General features: G+C 33.1%; 15 protein-coding genes and 1 riboswitch. Of the genes, 2 read left to right on the forward strand and 13 right to left on the reverse strand.

Going from position 1 to position 19,732, the window contains the following annotated elements:
- Positions 1-64 precede the first annotated feature (64 nt).
- The gene (locus KMW28_RS07210) at positions 65-1,618 is read right to left on the reverse strand and encodes a M56 family metallopeptidase (protein WP_169663980.1); all 1,554 of its coding nucleotides are present in this window, start codon (positions 1,616-1,618) and stop codon (positions 65-67) included.
- Between the two features lie 3 nt (positions 1,619-1,621).
- Positions 1,622-1,993 carry a BlaI/MecI/CopY family transcriptional regulator gene (locus KMW28_RS07215; RefSeq protein ID WP_066208821.1) on the reverse strand — a complete coding sequence of 124 codons (372 nt, stop codon included), beginning with the start codon at positions 1,991-1,993 and terminating at the stop codon, positions 1,622-1,624.
- 396 nt (positions 1,994-2,389) lie between these two features.
- Between KMW28_RS07215 and KMW28_RS07220 the strand changes: the two genes are divergently transcribed.
- Positions 2,390-2,794 (forward strand): energy transducer TonB, encoded by a 405-nt coding sequence (locus tag KMW28_RS07220; RefSeq protein ID WP_169663979.1) that lies wholly within the window; start codon positions 2,390-2,392, stop codon positions 2,792-2,794.
- An 86-nt stretch (positions 2,795-2,880) separates the two neighbouring features.
- On the opposite strand, the gene KMW28_RS07225 is transcribed toward KMW28_RS07220, so the two are convergent.
- The 9 genes from KMW28_RS07225 to KMW28_RS07265 form a co-directional block, all read right to left on the reverse strand.
- Positions 2,881-4,842, reverse strand: a complete 1,962-nt coding sequence (locus KMW28_RS07225; RefSeq protein WP_169663978.1) for a YgiQ family radical SAM protein — start codon at positions 4,840-4,842, stop codon at positions 2,881-2,883.
- Positions 4,843-5,028: 186 nt separating this feature from the next.
- Positions 5,029-6,108, reverse strand: coding sequence for a lysylphosphatidylglycerol synthase transmembrane domain-containing protein (locus tag KMW28_RS07230; RefSeq protein ID WP_066208815.1), 1,080 nt, complete (start codon positions 6,106-6,108; stop codon positions 5,029-5,031).
- A gap of 119 nt (positions 6,109-6,227) precedes the next feature.
- Complete coding sequence (locus tag KMW28_RS07235; RefSeq protein WP_169663977.1) at positions 6,228-8,150, reverse strand: ATP-binding protein; 1,923 nt, start codon at positions 8,148-8,150, stop codon at positions 6,228-6,230.
- Positions 8,151-8,256: 106 nt separating this feature from the next.
- Positions 8,257-9,333 carry an FIST signal transduction protein gene (locus KMW28_RS07240; RefSeq protein WP_169663976.1) on the reverse strand — a complete coding sequence of 359 codons (1,077 nt, stop codon included), beginning with the start codon at positions 9,331-9,333 and terminating at the stop codon, positions 8,257-8,259.
- Between the two features lie 40 nt (positions 9,334-9,373).
- Positions 9,374-11,035, reverse strand: coding sequence for a S41 family peptidase (locus KMW28_RS07245; RefSeq protein ID WP_169663975.1), 1,662 nt, complete (start codon positions 11,033-11,035; stop codon positions 9,374-9,376).
- 22 nt (positions 11,036-11,057) lie between these two features.
- Positions 11,058-11,366: a HesB/IscA family protein gene (locus KMW28_RS07250; protein ID WP_066208805.1), complete on the reverse strand. Its 309-nt coding sequence runs from the start codon at positions 11,364-11,366 to the stop codon at positions 11,058-11,060.
- A gap of 344 nt (positions 11,367-11,710) precedes the next feature.
- Positions 11,711-14,155 carry a muramidase family protein gene (locus tag KMW28_RS07255; protein ID WP_169663974.1) on the reverse strand — a complete coding sequence of 815 codons (2,445 nt, stop codon included), beginning with the start codon at positions 14,153-14,155 and terminating at the stop codon, positions 11,711-11,713.
- Positions 14,156-14,930: 775 nt separating this feature from the next.
- The gene (locus KMW28_RS07260; protein ID WP_169663973.1) at positions 14,931-15,506 is read right to left on the reverse strand and encodes a PhnA domain-containing protein; all 576 of its coding nucleotides are present in this window, start codon (positions 15,504-15,506) and stop codon (positions 14,931-14,933) included.
- Between the two features lie 183 nt (positions 15,507-15,689).
- Positions 15,690-16,808: a cytochrome-c peroxidase gene (locus KMW28_RS07265; RefSeq protein ID WP_169663972.1), complete on the reverse strand. Its 1,119-nt coding sequence runs from the start codon at positions 16,806-16,808 to the stop codon at positions 15,690-15,692.
- A 177-nt stretch (positions 16,809-16,985) separates the two neighbouring features.
- Positions 16,986-17,079: riboswitch (SAM-I-IV-variant riboswitch) on the forward strand.
- A gap of 52 nt (positions 17,080-17,131) precedes the next feature.
- Here KMW28_RS07265 and KMW28_RS07270 point away from each other — a divergent pair.
- Positions 17,132-17,344, forward strand: a complete 213-nt coding sequence (locus KMW28_RS07270; protein ID WP_066208796.1) for a hypothetical protein — start codon at positions 17,132-17,134, stop codon at positions 17,342-17,344.
- On the opposite strand, the gene KMW28_RS07275 is transcribed toward KMW28_RS07270, so the two are convergent.
- Positions 17,336-18,232 carry a hypothetical protein gene (locus KMW28_RS07275; RefSeq protein ID WP_169663971.1) on the reverse strand — a complete coding sequence of 299 codons (897 nt, stop codon included), beginning with the start codon at positions 18,230-18,232 and terminating at the stop codon, positions 17,336-17,338. The two genes, KMW28_RS07270 and KMW28_RS07275, sit on opposite strands and share 9 nt — an antisense overlap.
- Before the next feature lie 305 nt (positions 18,233-18,537).
- A complete protein-coding gene (locus KMW28_RS07280; RefSeq protein ID WP_066208794.1) occupies positions 18,538-19,731 on the reverse strand; it encodes an FtsW/RodA/SpoVE family cell cycle protein in 1,194 nt (397 codons plus the stop codon).
- Between the last annotated feature and the right edge of the window lies 1 nt (position 19,732).

Raw genomic sequence — 19,732 nt, forward strand, 5'->3', positions numbered from 1 at the left:
AGTTAGTTTTTTCGGGTTGTTGTAGATGAAATACAACAACCCGTAATATTTTATTTAGATAAAATTATAACTTAAAATGTACAGGTAATATTAGTCTTTGTTTTACAACTTGTCCTCTTTGCGTTGCAGGATGCCAATCTACCACAGTTTTTTCTACTGCAGCTCTTGCTACTTCATCTAGAGAAGGATGTAAACCTCTCACTACTTTTACATCTTCTGCTTTACCCTCTTTATTCACAATAAATTGAACATAAACTTTACCTTCAACATCAGTACGGGCTAATTCTTTAGGCCATTTGATATTTTGACCTAATTTGTCATAGAAAGCCTGCATTCCATTGGGTGCTCCAGCAGGGTTTTCAACCACTTCGAATATTTCTTCCTTATCCTGTTCAACATTAGCCATTTTACTTGCAAATTCTTTCTCTGCATCATAATCTCTTTCGGTATAGGGAAGAGATTTTATTTGAGAAATAATAGGTGATTTTAGAGCATCTCTAAAAGTCATTACAATAATACCGTCAACCTTCCCATGAAACATTACAGGCATTTTTGAAGTTTCCTTAATCACATTGATAGTTTCAATGTTTCCAGGTTCTAACTGATCAGATGTAATTGTAGAAGTTCCTTCCTCAAGGTTAGATGAAAATATTTTACCTTGAGTATCCCAATACGTTTTATCTTCAATATTAAAACCATATAATGTCTTAACGTTCACATCTTTCAATTGATCATTCATCGCTCTCACCTCATTATCGACGCAAGATTGAAGTACAACAATAGAACCTAAGATAGAAATAAGAGATACAATCGAGAAAGCACGTTTCCATTGTGCTGAGCGTTCTTGTTTTAGCATTTTAATTCTTGTTTTTACGGTGGAAAATTGAAATCCATGGCCGACACTAAGAGAGAGATCTTCAAAAAGTGATCGAACCATTAACTGACCGTATGATGCATCGTTAGTCATTTCATTCGCCTTTTTATCGGCAATGTATTCATGCTGCGTGCGCAGTGCAGCATCAATGATATATATCGCAGGATGGAACCAAAATAGAATTTTAATCAATTCCATCGCAAATATGTCAATAGAGTGTAGTTCTTTAACATGCGTTTCTTCATGTCTAAGAATCAGTAACTGCTCTTTTTTATTCAGTTCTTTTGAGTTATCCCAAAAGATATATTTCAGATAAGCAAAGGTTGGATACTTACCCTCGGTGAAAACCAAATGGTTTCCTTCAAATTTTTCCCACTTACTTTTCGAGATAAATCGTATTAATTTGATATTCGAAAAAATAAATCGAATAAGTAATGCAGAGGTAATTCCTATATAGAGCCAAAGTAAAATAGACCAATAATTAATGGTCGTTAAAGTCTCTTTTACAGAAGTACCTTCACCAATAGTGAGTTCAGGAAGATAAACAGTTGGTAAACTTTGTATTGCAACTATATCAGCAGTATAGCTTAGCATATTTACTGCCGGGAACAATAAACTAATAATTAACCCCAACAATAGTGTCAGCCTGTTTTGTTGAAAAAACGTTTGCTTCTTTAAGAATAGTATATAAACTAAAGAAAGGAGAGTAATACCAATAGAGGAGATAAATAGATAGCGTATCATAACTTATTCTTTTTTGTTTTTATCTGACTCTAAATCATTTAATAAATCTTCTAATTCATTGATATTGACATCTTCTTTTTTAGCAAAGAAGGATACCATGTTTTCAAAAGAACCACTAAAGAAACGCCCAACAAAGCTTTTTAAATACTGATGTGAGTATTGTTCTTTGCTTATCAAAGGATAATATTGATGTGACTTCCCAAAGGTTTCATGACCAACAAATTCCTTTTGCTCTAAAATTCTAATAATAGTAGAGATGGTATTGTAAGCAGGTTTTGGTTCTGGAAGTTCTGCTATAATCTCTTTTACAAAACCTTTATTTAGGTTCCATAAAACTTGCATTACTTGTTCTTCTGCAGTGGTTAACTTTTTCATATGATAGATGATGATTGAATGAAATAGTACTTAACTATTCGAATACATCTGCAATTATCAACTAAAAGTTTAGTTATCAAAATTTATCAACTAATATTTTAGTTAAAAAACTAAAAACTTAGTTGAAAACGCAACTCAACAAGATTAAAATAGGTTTAACATATTACGCAATATGAACTCAATGTTAAGAAAGTGAATATTATAAAATAATCCATTAACAGTCAATAAATCAACGATTTACACATGAAAACACTTTTATTGAGTCATATACATGATGTTAATCATCAAAAAATGATAAGTGTGATTCACACGCTTTACAAATGTTTTATCTATATTTGTTACATCAATGTTAACAAAGAGTGACATTGGAATGACGACAAACAAAAAAATACAACTATGAAAAAATTAAATATATTATCGGCTTTATTATTCACATTTGCTTTATTCTTAAATAGTGCTACTGCAGAAAATCATCCAGAAGATGACAAACCTTTATTCTCATATAAGCAGGCTAAAGTTATTAACTACGAGGAGGCTATGCGTTTAGTAGAGTATCCTGAGATAGGAAAAAATTTAGCAATCGAAGGTACTGTTAAAGTAAGAGTATATGTTAGTGCTGAGGGGACCGTAGAGAAATATACTATTATGGAAGGTTCTGATACTCGTTTAGCATCTGCAGTAGATAATGCAGTGAAATCTTTAGAGTTTGAGCCAACGGTTGTAATTAATAATACAACAGGGGATGCAGAAGCAGTTCCATCTTGGGTGGTGATACCATTCAATTTTTCATTGAATTTCTAAATATAACAAGTAGAAATATTATATTCTTCAAAGTAAAAAAGCCTGTCGTAAGACAGGCTTTTTTGTTTATATCAATTTAGAAAAAGTTACCTTCTTCTCTTTTTGTTTCTAGATTTCGGTTTACCAGAATTACTTTTCCCTTTTCCTACACCTACTTTAGATACACCCTTATCCACTTGTTTGAATTTTTCTTCACGTTTTTGTTGAGCGTGATATTTAAGCAGGTCTTCTGCCATTCTAGAGTTACCTGTTTTTCTTAAGGTGTCTCTAATCCATTGGTGGTTTTCTTTTTTATACCAGAAGAAGAATTTATTCTGATCTTTCTTTCTTCTAGGATCTTTTACTGTATCTACAGGTTTTAAGGTATATGGATGAACTCCTGCGTAATAGATGACTGTAGCAGTAGTCATTGGTGTAGGAGTAAAGTCTTGCACTTGTTCCAATTGGAAGCCCATTTCCTTTGTTTCTAAAGCCAAATTAGCCATGTCTTCCATTTCACACCCAGGGTGTGAAGAAATAAAGTAAGGAATAAGTGGTTGCTTTAAACCGTGCTTCTTATTAATCTGATCAAACTTTTGTTTAAAAGTATGGAAATGCTTGAAAGATGGCTTTCTCATAATTCTTAAAACCGGATCGGAAGTATGCTCAGGAGCTACTTTCAAACGGCCTGGAATATGTCTTGTTACCACTTGTTCCATGTATTCATGTAAACTTTTGGTTTCATCCGATTTGTTATAATCAGACACCAACAAGTCATAACGGATACCACTACTTACAAATGCCTTTTTAATTTCAGGCATCTTATCTACTTTACGATACAATTGTGTCATCGCTTTGTGAGAAGAATCTAAGTTATCACAAACCACAGGGTGGATACATGATGGACTCACACACTTATCACAAATGGATTGCACCTTACCTTTCATTTTGTACATGTTCGCACTAGGTCCACCCAAATCACTTAAGTAACCTTTAAAATCAGGCATTTTGGTCACTTCCTTGATTTCTTTCAGAATTGAATTTTCTGAACGGGAAGCAATCATTTTACCTTGATGTGCAGAAATTGTACAGAAACTACACCCACCAAAACACCCTCTATGCATATTGATAGAGAACTTAATCATTTCGAAGGCAGGAATAGGTCCTTTGTTTTTATACTTTGGATGAGGTAATCGGGTATAAGGTAAATCAAAAGAAGCATCGATTTCTTTCTCCTTCATGGTTTTGTAAGGAGGGTTAATCACTAACCTTTCGTTACCTACTTCTTGAGTTAAACGATCGGCATATTGTTTATTCGATTCTCTTTCGATATGCTTAAAATTAGAAGCAAAAGCGATTTTATCTTCTAAACATTTCTCATGTGAATTCAATTCAATCGTATTCCAATGCACTCCTTTAGGAATATCTTCTTCGATAGGTTGAAGAATGGCTGTTTGTTGAATCGTTTTTAACGAACGCATAGGAACTCCTTTTTGCACCAACTTAATGATTTGCTTCAAAGGTTGTTCTCCCATACCATATACCAAGATATCCGCACCCGATTCCTTTAAAATCGAAGGCTTTAACTGATCAGACCAATAGTCGTAATGAGTCACTCTTCTAAGTGAAGCTTCAATACCACCAATTAGAACAGGAATATCAGGATATAGATCTTTTAGGATCTTAGTATACTTTACGGTAGCATAATCAGGTCTAAAACCCGGTGCACCATCTGGAGTATACGCATCGTTAGAACGCTTTCTCTTTGCTGCCGTGTAGTGGTTTACCATGGAGTCCATGCAGCCACCTGTCACACCAAAGAATAGATTGGGTTTACCCAACTTTTTGAAATCCCTTAAATCGTCTCTCCAGTTAGGTTGAGGAATAATACCTACTTTTAAACCTTCAGCTTCTACCAAACGAGCAATTACTGCAGCACCAAATGAAGGGTGATCTACATAAGCATCTCCAGAGATGATAATTACATCTAAACTATCCCATCCTCTTAGTTCCATCTCTTTTTTAGTGATAGGCAACCAATCGGACAAATTATTTTCCTTTCTGATCATAATAAACTTAATCTGAAGTCCCCCAAACTATTTGATATTGAATTGATTGAAAGTTATCAAATACTATTTTGGTAAGTACATACGCACTTTACCTAACATTTAACTAAATGTAGTATCAAAAGTTTTGCGAGACATGCATCTGTAAAGTTCGTAAGAAAGAAATTGATTATTGTTATTTAAATGGAATTATTTAAACCTTTTCGAGATCCAAGTAGGTAAAACGATTGTTCCCATCAACAAATAAGTATAATAAGTGAACAATCTCCAGAAAAGGGCGACGACAATGACCAAACCTGCATCGTTGAAAAACTCTTTAAAAAATTCTCCAAAGAAGTACTCAGCTGTACCTGCACTACCTGGAGTAGGAGAGATCAACATCACAATCCACATGATAATCTGACGTCCAAAAATAAGGAATTGATCTAAAAATTGCCCTTGAGTTAAAGAGAATAAATCGATATGAAGAAATGCATTGATTAAACAATTCAACATTGCATATCTAGATGACCAAATAAAGACAGTAGAGAGAATTACTTTAAGCCAATAGGAAGTTTTATGTCCTTTTAATTCTCTTGAAGCTACAATCATTTCGTTGCCACTTTTTACGGCCATTCTTCTCCAACGTTTTGTAAATCTATTGGAAGTAAGAAACCATAAGAATTTTTTAAACGATTTTGGACCGATAAATAATCCCCAAGCCATAAATGCGGTATATACTGCGATTAAGCTAACACTGACCACAAATATCTGTTTCAACCCAAGCGTCATTCCGAGTATTTCTGCAGAATAATTATTGGCAGGGAATATTGATCCAGGAAAAAGTATGATGACAAAAATGGAGGCGAACACGAAGAATAGATTATCTAATATGGCGGTGAGCATTACAAAACTTAATGCCTTACCAAAAGATATTTTTTCTCGATTCATGATAAAGACGGCGACACTTGTCCCACCAACCACAGAAGGAGTAATTGCTGAAGCAAACTCCCATAGCATGATAACAAAGAAACTAGAATTCCAACTGAGGTGTTTGTTGGTTAATGTTCTAATTCTATACATATAGCCGGCATCTCGACCAATTAAAACAACAAATGATAGGAAGATCCACCAAATGTTCATGTTCCCTAAGTGATCGATTATTTGATCAACTTGAAAATCATCGGATGACCAAACCATATATATCGGCACTGCTAAACCAATTAATATTGGAATTAAAGCCCGAGTTGGACTTAAGTTTTTAAGCATTTTCTGCTGTTGCGTATCCATAGGAATGCCGGTTTTTTTGTTGGTTTAAGATCTTGAAAAGTCGGAGATGTGAGATGTCCTTATTTTGGACTCTCAAAAATACAGTCAATTTTCAATTATCAAGAAGTTTATTGCTTTTTTTAAATGTATTGAAGCAGTTTTTTTAATAGTTTTTCAGGATCGAAAGGTTTAGATGCAAAATCGTTGAAGCCTTTATTTTCAATTCCATGAATATCATCGCTTGTTACATCTGCAGTTAGAGCAATTATTGGTAAGTTTTTGTAATAGTCTTTTTCAAAAGATCGTATCATTTCCGTGGCCTCGAATCCATCCATAACCGGCATTTGAAGATCCATTAAAATTATTTTAATGGATTCATTATTCGACTTTAGTTGATCAATTGCCTCTTGACCATTTCTGGCAGTAATAATATTTGCATGCCATCGGCTTAAAAATTCTGTAGCAATAAGGACATTGAATTCATTATCATCTACTAGAAGTACATCTACATTTCTTAGGTCTTGTTGAGGATCGATATTTACTTGTCTGCGTTTTTTCTTTTCTTCTTTTTCTTGATTAGGAGAAATTTGATAAGGAATTTTTGCAATAAAAGAGGTGCCCTTGCCTATTTCACTTTCTACGTCTAAGCTACCTTCAAGAAGATTGACCAATTTCTTAGAAATACTTAATCCCAAGCCAGTACCTCCAAATCGTCTAGTTGTACTTGTATCCTCCTGAGTAAAAGCTTGAAATATATTATTGATTTTCTCTTTTGATATTCCAATTCCTGTATCGATAACTTTAAATTCGTAGACTATCGAATAGTCGTTTTTGAAAGTACTTTGCACATTTACTTTCACACCACCTTTATCAGTAAATTTTATGGCATTGGATATTAAGTTTAATAGAATCTGAGAAAGTCTTGTTGGGTCACCCACAACATATTCCACAGGAATTTTTTCTAGTTCCAATTCAAATGTTATATTCTTTTTCTCTGCATTATCAATATGCATAGCAAAAACATTCTCTAAAGTCTCGGTTAAAGAAAAACGAATCTTTTCTAAGTTCACCTTGTTAGCTTCTAACTTATTGAAATCAAGGATTTCATTAATTAATCTCAGTAAATTATCGGCAGCAAATTGCATCATGTTAAGCTTTTTGTGTTGATAATCGTTAAGATGAGAATCAAATAATAAGTTGATAGAACCGATAATGGAGTTCATTGGTGTTCGGATTTCATGGCTCATCGTTGATAAAAACTCCATCTTAATATTAGCCAATCTTTCCGCTTTTTCTTTTTCGTCCTTTAATTTCTGCTCCACAATTTTTCTGGAGCTAATATCCATACCGTAAACATTAACGTAATTATATTGTTGAATTGGCCTAACTGTAAAAGCATAGTGTTTGTTATGAATCACTTGTTCATATACTTTCATTTCATTTAGCGCAAGTGTCTTCTTAAACATAGTAGCATACGCCCATTTCAATTCTTCAAAATGAGGTAGTATAAACTGAGATGCATCATTTCCAAAGATAAGTTCACCATCACCATCAAAACGCATTACTGGATATGGATTTTGTAATGCAAATTTTGATATCATATCAATCTCTCTAGTTTTCTCTTTAGAAATGGCAATTTCCTTTTCTAATTTCAGCTGATTTAAAGAAGCAATGATAGAGTTTTTAAAATGTTTAAAGACAACATTTAATTTTTTTATGGATAGTGCATTTAACTTATCATCTTCGAACGTACTGGAATGATAATGAATGATGCCAAAGTTATCCAAACAATGAAATAGGTGTGTACCCGATGAGATTTTTATATGCTCTTCTATCTTATAATCTTCGGCAATATCAATTGTAAAAATATCCTCTGCGGTCTGATGAGAAAGGTAATGATTGACCAATGTAGTTTCGGTTCTATGACCTTCTTTGGTTGGGAAACTTAAAATATTGATCCATTCGTTAGCAATAGAAGTATCTTCCGTTTCTATTAAATTAGTTTCTAAAATTGTATTGCCTTTCATCCACAATGAAGCATTAGAAATACTCTTTCTATGCATTAAAAGTTTAATGAAATTATTAATGTTCTCGTAAAAATGTAAAGTTTTTCCAGTCTGTAATGATAGCTCATACAAAAGCATCATATCCTGTATAACTTCATGGTTATTATTTTTCGATAGCATTGACTACAATAGTTTTATTTAAATATTCAACCATTTTATTTTTACTCAATGAAGAGATTTCTCCAAGGGATAGAACCCCAATGGTGTTAGGAGATGTTTCGTGCTGTGCACTACAAACCTCTAATTCCTTTTCATATTCATCTTCCAGAAATAATAATCTAGAAATACAATCTACTAGAAACAGCTGAGAAGGTTTTTTAGATACCGTTACGTTTTGAGCAGCTATGTTTGCGGCTTGTATCAAATCCGTTTTTTCGGCACCCATTATATAAACAATGGTATTCTCCAGTATCTCTCCTACACATTTAATAGCACCTTGTTCATTAATTAAAATGGGATCACGAATAATATCTTCATATCCTTCTTTTGAAAGACCAAATGGATGATTCTTGGCACCAGAAAAGAAGTCATCTTTATCAATTATCTCTTTTCCAATGATCCCCTGATACACTTCAAAAGCATTCTGCCAATTCAATTCATAGATCCAATTTTTATCTGTTTTTGTAGCAACCAAAGGCCCGTATAATCGATTCCAACCATGTTTAACATCAATGGTAAACTCATTATTGGTAGAACAGATGATGGCACAATCTTTATAAATGCCATGATTATCAAATACACTTAGATGTTGATTGAGTGATAATGATCCGGTTCCTCCACCAAAAATTTGATAATCGGAACCTAGTTGTTCATAGATGTTTTCAATAATGCGTTGAGAATTTGATGATAAACCATCTATCAACAAGTAAATATTTTGCTCATCTTTATGACTAAAACTTTGTGAGTGGAAAAGCTTTTCTTTTGAAATGAAGACGGGTGAATTTTTCGAAGAAATAGGATGGCATATAAACCCTTCATCTAAGGCTTTATTACCATGAATAATTTTAGGAAAGAATCCTCCAAAGAATTTGATATTGATTTTATTACATTCATCAATTAGTGTTGGTATTTCTTCTTTATTATTCTCTGCAACAAGAAAAAGAAATACCGTTTCATTAATATCAAACTCCTGAATTAAACTTTTTAAAGGATCAATATAATTATCAAATAGATAGAACATTTTTAATGGGTTATTGTCTATCTAATATAACTAAATTTTATCAACTTTTTGACTTAGAAGTGGTGTCATCTTCAGCTAACCCTTCATCAAATACTTTTTGAGCTTCATTGACCATTGGGTCTTTCAAATTCGCTACTTTATAATATCCTTCATCACCCCAAATCGTCTGAGCTATTAACTCTTTTATCCTATGTTTTAGGTTGATGTTAATCGTAGTATCATTGATATTGGGTTTTCTTTTATTGATGCCCATGAGTACAGCAAAATCTTCTAAATCTTGGATGACATTTTTTTGTTTGTCAAAATCCTTGATAAAATGATCCAAGCCATTCTCCATTAAATCAATGTAGCGATCATTAGCGTATTCAATTGCAAAATCTCGTAGCACATCAGTATGTTCTAATGTGTAATAGTAAATGCCCATTGATGCTGTATCCAAAGGGATAAAGTTGTCAGGAATAATACCTCCACCGCCATAAACGATTCTATTTTTGTCGGTTTTAAATTGAGGCATTTTATCTGTTTTGATACTGTCTTTGTTGAATAATTCACCACTCTCGTATCGATTAGAAATATCATCACCGTAAGAAATTCCTTCTCCATAAGGTTTTTGAATACTTCTTCCACTAGGGGTGAAATATCTTGATATTGTTAGGCGCAATAAAGAATTGTCCTTAAGTCGTATTTGTCTTTGAACCAATCCTTTACCGTATGTTCTTCTTCCAATAACAACCGCACGATCATGGTCTTGTAAAGCACCTGTTACAATTTCGGAAGCAGAAGCACTTCTTTCATTTACTAAAATGGCTATTGGTCCTTCGAAATCGGGATTTCTCTTGCTAAATTCTTTCTCAGTGAACTCGTTTCCTTTGCCTTCTGTGTAAACAATCAAATCGTCTTTTGGTAATAAATCATCTGCAATTTTTACTGCCTGACCTAAAAATCCACCACCATTATTTCTTAAATCGATCACAAGGTTTTCCATACCTTCTGATTTCAGAAATAATAAAGCATTATGGAATTCATCGTATGTTTTCGTTGCAAATTTACTAATCTTAATGTAACCTGTTTCTTCATCAATCATGTAATGGGCTTCGACAGATGGAGTAGGGACAACATCACGTGTAATGGTAAAAGCAATAAGTTCTTCTTTCTTTTTTCTTTTGATTTCTATATCAACCTTAGTTCCTTTTTTGCCTCTTAATTTTTTTACAATGGAAGCATTGTCCAATTCTTTACCTGCAATTGTATCACCATTAACAACAATAATCTTGTCACCTGCTCGAATACCAATTTTTTTAGAGGGGCCACCCGGCATTACGGATAAAACTTTTAAAGTATCTTCAATTACTCTAAACTCAATACCTACACCTTCAAAACCATCATCTAAACGAGAAGCCATAATATCAGCTTCATCTGCAGGAACATAAACAGTATGAGGATCTAAATCTTTCAGAACATGGTCAATAGCTTCTTGTGTTAATACATTAATATCAACACTATCCACATAATATTGATCGACGTAATTCAATAAACGTTCAAACTTTGTGGCATTTTTATCCACCATCAACCGATTGGTCGATGGATCTGGGGCCCGTAAATGAGAGCCTACGAGTACACCAATGCCTATGGAAACCCCTACAATTAGAGGTAGCCACGCTTTAATGTCTACATTTTTTGAATTAGTACTATCGTGTGTCATTTTCTGAAAGTTATGCAAAAAGCTACTGTCCGGACAACTTGTTAAATACAAAACCTCGTTCTTCTCTTCTTTCCTCAAAGTCAATTTCTAAGTCAATTAGAAAAAGCATTTGTTTCTTTTCTATTAGAACAGGTATGTTATTAGTAGTGTATTCCACATCACCTTCCTTAGTTTGGTCAAATCCAAGGGTGAATTGAGCACCTCCACATCCACCACCTCCTTTTACACCAACGCGTAGAGAGTATCCTTCAGGAACTTTTTTCTGGGTTAATATTTCTTGAATCTCTTTAGCAGCACGTTTTGTGATGCTAATTGGATTTTCAATTTTCATGGTTATAATAATTTATGTACAAGATTTTAAATATGCAATTCTAAGCCTTCTTAATTGAAGAGAATATTCTGCGAATGTCGTAAAATCTTGAAAGTTCACAAATATAAAAACGACACTACATTTTTAATGTTTTCATAATGAGTTGAAAATAACAGTATCAAATGTAATTTTTTTAATATATATGAAAAATTATCGTTGATTAACTTTAGTACATAAAGTGATAAAACGAATGGATGAATTAAAAAGTATTACAAAAAGAGATAAGGTCAACTGATTTCGAATTCATTAATCAAAAAAAAATGGACATTGAAATACAATGTCCATTTGATGATGCGAATTTATTTTTAAGCCAAAAGACCTTTACCTTTTTGAGGATCTTTTGAATAGCTGAGCGAACTTTTTAACATGCTATTACCTCTATCTGAAACACGTTTATCGGCTCCACCTTCTTGTCTGACAATTTCTTGCAATACCTCTCTCTCATCTATCATAGAAATCTGATGTAACTGATGCCAACCTTTTTGTTTACAAAGGCTACTAATAGCATTGTTAAACATTTCTCCAGTTTTCACAATCCATTTATTTACAGTCATATCAATTGCAAAACCAAGTCCCATTGGCGAATTAATAATATCTGTAATTGGAATATTACTTTGATTGAACTGTCCTGTATTGATACTCAGTTTGATACCTAATGCTGGAGTTGCATAAGCTTTTACAGCTTGTATAATTTGTGCTTTTATCAATTTTGGATGGAAAGCAGCTCTGATAAACGGACCATACATTTGATGATGATTTCTCAATTCTTTTTCGGCATCTATCCCTTTTAAAGTACCTTTCCCTGGGAAGTTAATAATCAATTCTCCTTGATGAATATCGTTATTTCTGGTAGTGTATTCCACATCAATTCCAGCATTTTGGAAGATACTTCCAAACAGAGCGGGTTCAGTAACCTTCATTCTTGCAATTAATGGAGCAAGTCCTCTGCCTCCTCCAGCAAATTGAATAAATCCGTAAGAAAAGAAAGCTTTGTCATAACTATTGATGGCATCAAAGTTTCCTTCATGACTAGAGACCACTTTCATCGCCTCAGCTAAAATAGGGGATAACCCAGCTTCTTTAAAAACGGATAAAGGAACCTCATTAGGAAGGGATTTTCCTAAATATCCAACCCCATTATAAAATTGATTATACCCACTGTAGACAAAATTATTAAACTCTGCAGTTTGTGTTTGTCCAGTTATCGGGTGCGGGAATGATAAAGTATATTGAGTGTATTCTTTTAAGAACTTAAAGGTAACATCGTTAGGAACGATTTCTCCATACGTATATTTATCCGTACCTAACATTTCAGTTCTAGCAGGCGAACCTACCCACCAATTCAAGCGATAGCGATCTTGCAGTTTACGAATTGCCGCCATAGTCTTAGGCACTCTTTGACCTGATATGTTATTGGTACTGCCACCTATATTTCTTGGGCTTTCATTGTGTTGTTCATGTAAAATACCCAATTGAACAAGTCTTTTTTGCACATTGTCAAGATCTGTTGGGTGTATAGAATAATTTGTGCCAATTCTGCTATAAAGTCCTTTTGAAAACAGTTGTTGCCCATCAATTTTTGATAACTGATAGATACTATTTCCTTGTGCTTGTTTCACAGAATTATTTTGTGGTGAAGAATTATTTTTTGATGTTGGTATAAATAACTTCTGTCCAACATAAATCCTACCTTTTGGAATATGATTGGCCGCCACTAATTCTTGTGGTGTGATATTATATTTCTTTGCAATCTTAGATAGAAAATCACCCGATTGTACGGTGTACACATTTACTTCCTCTTTAGTAGTAGGTGTTACTTTTGGTTTTACATTTAATTGAGGACTAGGAATAGTGAGTACCTGTCCAACATAAATAGTAGCACCAATTGACATATTATTAGCTGACAAAATCTCTGCTGGAGATAAATCATATTTTCGTCCAATAGCATACAAAGACTCACCACTTGATACAGTATGTGACTTTTGAGAAGAGGAAGGTTGCTTTTTAGGAGGAGGAATCACCTCCGCTTTACCATTGTTTTTTACCTTGAGTTGTTGCCCAACATAAATAGGCTGACTAGAATCAAACCCATTTAATTCTAATATTTTTTGAGGACTGATACCAAACTTTTGGGATATCTGATATAAAGTATCACCTTGCAAAACAGTATATACTTCTGCAGGTGCCTTCTTTTTTACAACGGTTTCCTTCTCTTCAGTAACGAGTTTCTCAGCACTATTACTATCTGATGTAGGAATAAATAAGATCTGACCAATATAGATTGGACTATTTGGCTGCATCTGATTTTTTTCTAACAGTTGTTGAGGAGTAACATTATATTTTCTTGATATACTGTAGAGTGAATCTCCTTTTAAAACGATATGCTTTTGAATATTTGACGAAGTGGATGAAACAATATTTTCTTCTTCATCACTTTCTAATTCTGGTATGTAAAGTTCTTGACCAATGTAAATTCCATTATTCGGATCTAAATCATTTTCTTCAATAATATCCGCAGGTCCAACATTGTATTTTTTTGCGATGGAATATAAAGAGTCACCCTGTGCTACAATATGGATGATATCCTCATTTGAACTATTCTCAATAGTATTATTGACAATAATATTTTGACCAATTTGTAGAGTTGGAGGTGTACTCCAATTATTAAGACTTAATAATTGATTTGTAGATAAATTGTGTGCTCTTGCGATACTATATAACGTATCGCCGGGTTGGACAGCATAACTCATTTTTGGATAATTTAAACGATGTGCAAATCACTTTGTAGTACAATTTAAAAAAATAAAACCTATCCTCCATAGAGAATAGGTTTATCTTTCTACTGTGTTTTGATTTAGGACATAAATGTCCCTAAAATTTAAGGTTTTTAAAGTCCCCAAATAAAATTTATATGGGTTCTTCTACCGTATAAAGCAACAAATAATATTTTTATTGATGATAATGGGGGTAAAGTACGTGGACACTTTAGTGCCCACGTTTAAGGTAAATATATAATATTATGTTAGTAGATGGGGTAGAAAAAAGGGAGTCACTATATGCCCACTAAACGTGGTTTAATACTTTTTTTTGCTTTAAAAAATTATTGTTTCTATAGCGACTTAGTTATTAATAGTTAGTTAAAATAAGGTAGGTTTTAGTAGTTAGTAATTGTTTCGGTTATGGTATTAGTAACGAGAGTTTGAATAAATAGTTACAAATATTTGTAAATAGTTAATTTGAATGAACTAAAGAAGCTATGTTTTAGAGATAATATGTTAATAACCACTTGATTTTGGAGAAAACTCATTGATAAAAATTGTACTATTTCTAGAATTACTTATTCATAAAAAGAGAATTGTAACTATTTCAAGTATCTATATAAATAATTGAAGTTTGTTGGATATTTTTTGAACAAACTTCTACAACAATTCAAATACAAAAAAAAAGAGAGCGATTATACCGAAATATAAACGCTCTCATTGTTTGTATATCTTCGTCAAATTATATGAAGACGATAGAATACTATTATTTTTTTACGAATTTTGTTAAAATAACAATATGTTGTCCATTCACACGACCTTCGATATGTTCTGGGTTGTCGTGTACCAGAGATATATTTCGAACCGCAGTTCCTCTCTTAGCTGTAAAATTCGCTCCTTTAACTACTAAATCTTTTACTAGAACAACAGAATCACCATTTTCTAAAATTGCTCCATTTGCATCTCTATGGATTACTTTATCTTCATCATCTACACCCTCTCCAGTTGCTTCTGCCCATTTTAATGTGTCTTCATCAAGGTAAAGCATATCTAGAAGGTCTTGTGGCCATCCTTCAGATTTTAAACGTTGCAACATTCTCCAAGCCAATACCTGAACTGCAGGATTTTCATTCCACATACTATCATTTAGACATCTCCAATGGTTTGCATCCATTTTAGATTTATCAAGAATTTGTTCTTGACAATGCTGACATAAATTAGCATGGTCTTCAATATCTTTAGAAGATTTTGGTTCTACTAAAAAAGGGGAAACATTTTCTTCTGAAGCACATAATTCACATACTCCGTTACTTCTTTTCTGTAAATCTCTTTCTAAACTCATTGGTATAATTGATAATGTGGAAATATTAATGACAGTCGAAACTTTAAAATTCAATATCATTGTTGAACTTAAGTTATCAGCTCACTTAAAAAGAGAAAATCATTTCATTATTTAAGTGATACATAACAAAAATGCAGAATTTTATATCAAATTGTACTTTTTGTAAACGATTATTTAGATGGATTATTCGTTTATAAAAGGATCTGAGAAAGCTGGGTTGGTTAAGAAATCCTCATCAGTAAGCATATTTAAAAATGTGAGGATAGCTTTTTTCTCTTTTTCTGTTAAATGCAATTTTACGGGATCACCAGGAAAAATAGGTTCATTGCTCCCTTCTCTAATTAGGGCATCTAAAGTTTTACTATCCTTTACATGTTCATTATAATGCTCTAAAACTTCTTCGAGTGTATTGAATCTGCCATCATGCATATACGGTGCAGTAACAGCTATATTTCTTAAACTCGGTGCCTTAAATTTTCCTTTATCAAACTCAGACCCTGTTACATCAGAAAGGCCTACTTTTAAATTATCATCGTCATCCAAACCATTATTATGGAACCCTCTAAACCCTTTAAAGTCACCTGAGGTTAGAATATTTAAATGACAGTCACCACAATTTCCACCTCTTAGGTTTATACTTGGTTCTGGATGAGTAAAGAACAATTGAATACCTAATAACTCTTCTTCGGTAGGAATGTAACTTCCTTTTAAGTACTGATCGTATTTAGAATTACTTGAAATTAAAGTACGTTCGAATTGAGCAATTGCTTTGCCAATATTTTCTTCAGTAATAACTCCGCTGCCAAAAGCTTTCTCAAAAAGCGGAGGATATTTAGGGTCTGATTGTAAACGCTCAACTACTTCATCCAAAGTCATGTCCATCTCTAGCACATTTTCGATGGGGCCTAAAGCTTGATCTTCCAAGCTACCAGATCTCCCATCCCAGAAAAACTTTCCTTGCCACATCGCATTCACAATAGCCATACTACTAAATTCGCCTACACGACCATGAATACCTTCGGCTAAAGCTTTTCCATCTGTAAATGATAAGGATTGTTGATGACATGTTCCACAAGAAGTAGAATTATCTCTGGAAAGTTGTGTATCGTAAAATAGCATTCGACCCAATTCCACGCCTTTTGTAGTGGTTGGGTTGTTTTCTGGTAATACAAAATTTCTTCCAAAATGTGAAGGCAACTCTAGGGGATAAGGTTGATTACTTTCATCATCAATAGTTGGATTTTCACAGCATGAAAAAAGAATTGATAAGAATAAGGGTACTATGTAAAAATTAAGTTTCATGTTATTTAGAATACTTTAAGTTAGGTAATCAGTGTTGAAATAAAAAGGAGACTTAAAGTTTATTATTTTTTTGTGAGGGAGTAGTGTCTTAAATCATCAACTTTAAAAAAAATGAAATGTTTTTGTTAATCAAGTTTAATGATTTGGAATTAAAGAATTATCATTTTAATCTTGCACAATAATCATCAAGAACCTTTAGGTACCAACCGAGCAAAGTAGCCACGGTGGTAAAAATGATGTGGTCGATTTCTAGACAAAAAAACTAAATCACCTCCCTTATTTCTTGATGTTCGTTGAATTTTATAACACTATAATTTAAAATTATGGCAAGTAAAGAACCGTTTCAATTAACATTAAAAGAGTGCTATCAAGTACTAAGCAATCAATTTGTATCGACTTCAGAAGAAGTAAAATACAGAAACCTAACTATGTTACAAGCCGAAAAATTGATGGGGTTAAGAGGTCGATCTGATCATTCTTTACCAAAACTTTATGGAAACTCATTATTAGAAAGAATTAAATCAGAATTAGAGTAATTTTATTTTAGCTTTCTTGGTATATCTTTCTGAGACATCTTGAGCAATGATCTGAATTTGATTTTGCTTCCTAAGATTGATGACACGCATATTTAGGTATAGAATCTTATTGTTTTTTATCATTCGAACAATAGCACTTTCTGTAAAGCCAGAGCGTTGTGCATCTTCCATTAATTTGAAAAACAAATGATGGTCTTGATGCATAATCATTTGAAGGATTTGATTCTTCTTACAACCAAAACATTCATTCCACATAATGTTAGAGAGTACAATTGTACCATTTTCATCTATGGTAGACATGATATCGTAAATGGTTTTATCGCAAAAAAATCTTGATGGAGGGGTTAGGTCAAAAGCTTTCATCATATCTACTTTTTCCATCTGTTGAAGCATAACATGATAGATCGCTGTAGAACATAAATTGATAGATCGTAATAGGTTTTTTGAATATCCTTCTCTCTTATCACATAAACCAATTAATCCAATTTGTTGGTTTTGATGAAATATAGGGATTAATAAAAATGAGAACCAGCTTGCTTGTGTTCTGTACTTATCTTCATCATAACTAAAAAAGGGGAGTTGTTTACCATGAGCCAATTTCAAATACTTTACTGCTATTGAGGAAGTATTTAAAGGGCCATTGCCAAGTATCGGTATATTATTTTGAAAAGAGGTACATTCTATCAAGTTGGAGTAATTGAGTTTTTCCAAGTCTTGATCAATCAAACCTATAAATCCATAAGTTGAACTTGTAATTTTACATAGTTCATGTATAGTTTGATGAAGAATTTCTAATTCACCTTTTATGTTATTTTTTAATTGATCGATAATGCACTCTCTTAAACCATATAAATGGTCTTTTATAGTAGTAGTCGTATTGAGGGTCATGTGAAGTGTAATTACAAATAAAAAAGATATCAGGTTTAACGGGAAAGTATCAGAACAACACTCAATATATCTCTTTAAGTTTCTTGTCTCCTAATTCGTGATGTGAGTTATCGATTAAAAACTACGTACCATTTGATCTATCTTTTGATATGTGGTTTATATAAACAAGTAGTGAATGGTATTGATCCAATTTTATACTTGACTTATAGTAATAAAAAAACGACAATCTGATGCATTTATCAAATTGTCGTTGTGGAATGTATATTTTAATTACAACAAATAATTGATGTAAGTTTATATTAAACTTAATTCATTCTAACGTTTTTAGGACGATTAATACCATCATATCCTTTACGCTTTTTGGATCTCTCAGTTCTTTTTAATCTGATTTCTTCAGAATCTTCTTGTGTAGATTTACTCACACTTAGAATAATACCTATGGTCATACCTGTAAACAATAAAGAGGTACCACCCATACTTACTAATGGTAAAGGTAAACCAGTTAATGGAAGCAATCCTGTGACCACGCCCATATGTACAAATGCCTGGAGTATTAAACTAAAGGTAAGACCAGCTGCCAATAAACCACCAAAAGCTTTTTGACTAGTAGCGACAATTGCCATTCCCCGGTAAAGTAGGGTAATGTAAAGTCCTATAATTACTAAAGCCCCAATTAAACCATATTCTTCTACCACAATGGCAAAAACAAAATCAGAATAAGAGTGAGGTAGGAAGTTTCTTTGAGTACTTTCTCCAATTCCTTTACCTGAAATTCCACCAGTTGAAATTGCGATATAAGATTGTTCCGCTTGATAAGGGATTTCAGTTTCACTCATAAAAGAAGATAAACGAGAAACTGCGGTACCACCTCTTTGACCAAATTGGTAAACAAACAAGGCCGCAAGGCAACCAATCGCTATCAACATAAATAAGTATTTAACGGGAACACGCCCGATAAATAACTGAAGCATAATAGTGAGGAATAACAAAGAGGCTGTAGAGATATCAGAAACACCTATTAATCCACAAATTATACCTGTCCATACTAATAGAGGGACAATTGCTTTATTAAATTCTCCAATATCTCTTTGTCTTTTCCAAAGCATGGAAGCCATATTGGCGATTAGTGCAAGCCTTGCTAAATCAGAAGGCTGAAAAGTAAAATTGATAAAAGGGATTTCGATCCAACGAGAAGCACTGTTTATTTCCGATCCAAAGAACCAAGTAAATAACAGTAATGGGATTGATAGTAAAAGTGCATATCTTGATAATCTAGAATAGTAGATATAATCTATTTTATGACAAACGTAAGCACCAATGATACCAACAATGACAAGGGTAGAATGACGTAATAAGTAATGCTCATTATCACCACCTGCTTGCATATAGGCTAAAGACCCGGTAGCACTGTAAACAATCAATATCGAAAACATCGATAATGTGATCATTACACCCCATATGATACGGTCTCCCTCTAATCTATTTAATAGCTTTTCCATG

The sequence above is a fragment of the Flammeovirga yaeyamensis genome (genome assembly GCF_018736045.1).
GTDB classification, from domain to species: domain Bacteria; phylum Bacteroidota; class Bacteroidia; order Cytophagales; family Flammeovirgaceae; genus Flammeovirga; species Flammeovirga yaeyamensis.

What these genes read in the sequence shown, in the direction of transcription:
- KMW28_RS07230 (WP_066208815.1), bottom strand. Translation starts at nt 6,108, where the DNA reads ATGGATACGCAACAGCAGAAAATGCTTAAAAACTTAAGTCCAACTCGG.
- KMW28_RS07265 (WP_169663972.1), bottom strand. Translation starts at nt 16,808, where the DNA reads ATGAAACTTAATTTTTACATAGTACCCTTATTCTTATCAATTCTTTTT.
- KMW28_RS07275 (WP_169663971.1), bottom strand. Translation starts at nt 18,232, where the DNA reads ATGACCCTCAATACGACTACTACTATAAAAGACCATTTATATGGTTTA.
- KMW28_RS07240 (WP_169663976.1), bottom strand. Translation starts at nt 9,333, where the DNA reads ATGTTCTATCTATTTGATAATTATATTGATCCTTTAAAAAGTTTAATT.
- KMW28_RS07235 (WP_169663977.1), bottom strand. Translation starts at nt 8,150, where the DNA reads ATGCATAGAAAGAGTATTTCTAATGCTTCATTGTGGATGAAAGGCAAT.
- KMW28_RS07210 (WP_169663980.1), bottom strand. Translation starts at nt 1,618, where the DNA reads ATGATACGCTATCTATTTATCTCCTCTATTGGTATTACTCTCCTTTCT.
- KMW28_RS07225 (WP_169663978.1), bottom strand. Translation starts at nt 4,842, where the DNA reads ATGATCAGAAAGGAAAATAATTTGTCCGATTGGTTGCCTATCACTAAA.
- KMW28_RS07215 (WP_066208821.1), bottom strand. Translation starts at nt 1,993, where the DNA reads ATGAAAAAGTTAACCACTGCAGAAGAACAAGTAATGCAAGTTTTATGG.
- KMW28_RS07260 (WP_169663973.1), bottom strand. Translation starts at nt 15,506, where the DNA reads ATGAGTTTAGAAAGAGATTTACAGAAAAGAAGTAACGGAGTATGTGAA.
- KMW28_RS07250 (WP_066208805.1), bottom strand. Translation starts at nt 11,366, where the DNA reads ATGAAAATTGAAAATCCAATTAGCATCACAAAACGTGCTGCTAAAGAG.
- KMW28_RS07255 (WP_169663974.1), bottom strand. Translation starts at nt 14,155, where the DNA reads ATGAGTTATGCTGTCCAACCCGGCGATACGTTATATAGTATCGCAAGA.
- KMW28_RS07220 (WP_169663979.1), top strand. Translation starts at nt 2,390, where the DNA reads ATGAAAAAATTAAATATATTATCGGCTTTATTATTCACATTTGCTTTA.
- KMW28_RS07280 (WP_066208794.1), bottom strand. Translation starts at nt 19,731, where the DNA reads ATGGAAAAGCTATTAAATAGATTAGAGGGAGACCGTATCATATGGGGT.
- KMW28_RS07270 (WP_066208796.1), top strand. Translation starts at nt 17,132, where the DNA reads ATGGCAAGTAAAGAACCGTTTCAATTAACATTAAAAGAGTGCTATCAA.
- KMW28_RS07245 (WP_169663975.1), bottom strand. Translation starts at nt 11,035, where the DNA reads ATGACACACGATAGTACTAATTCAAAAAATGTAGACATTAAAGCGTGG.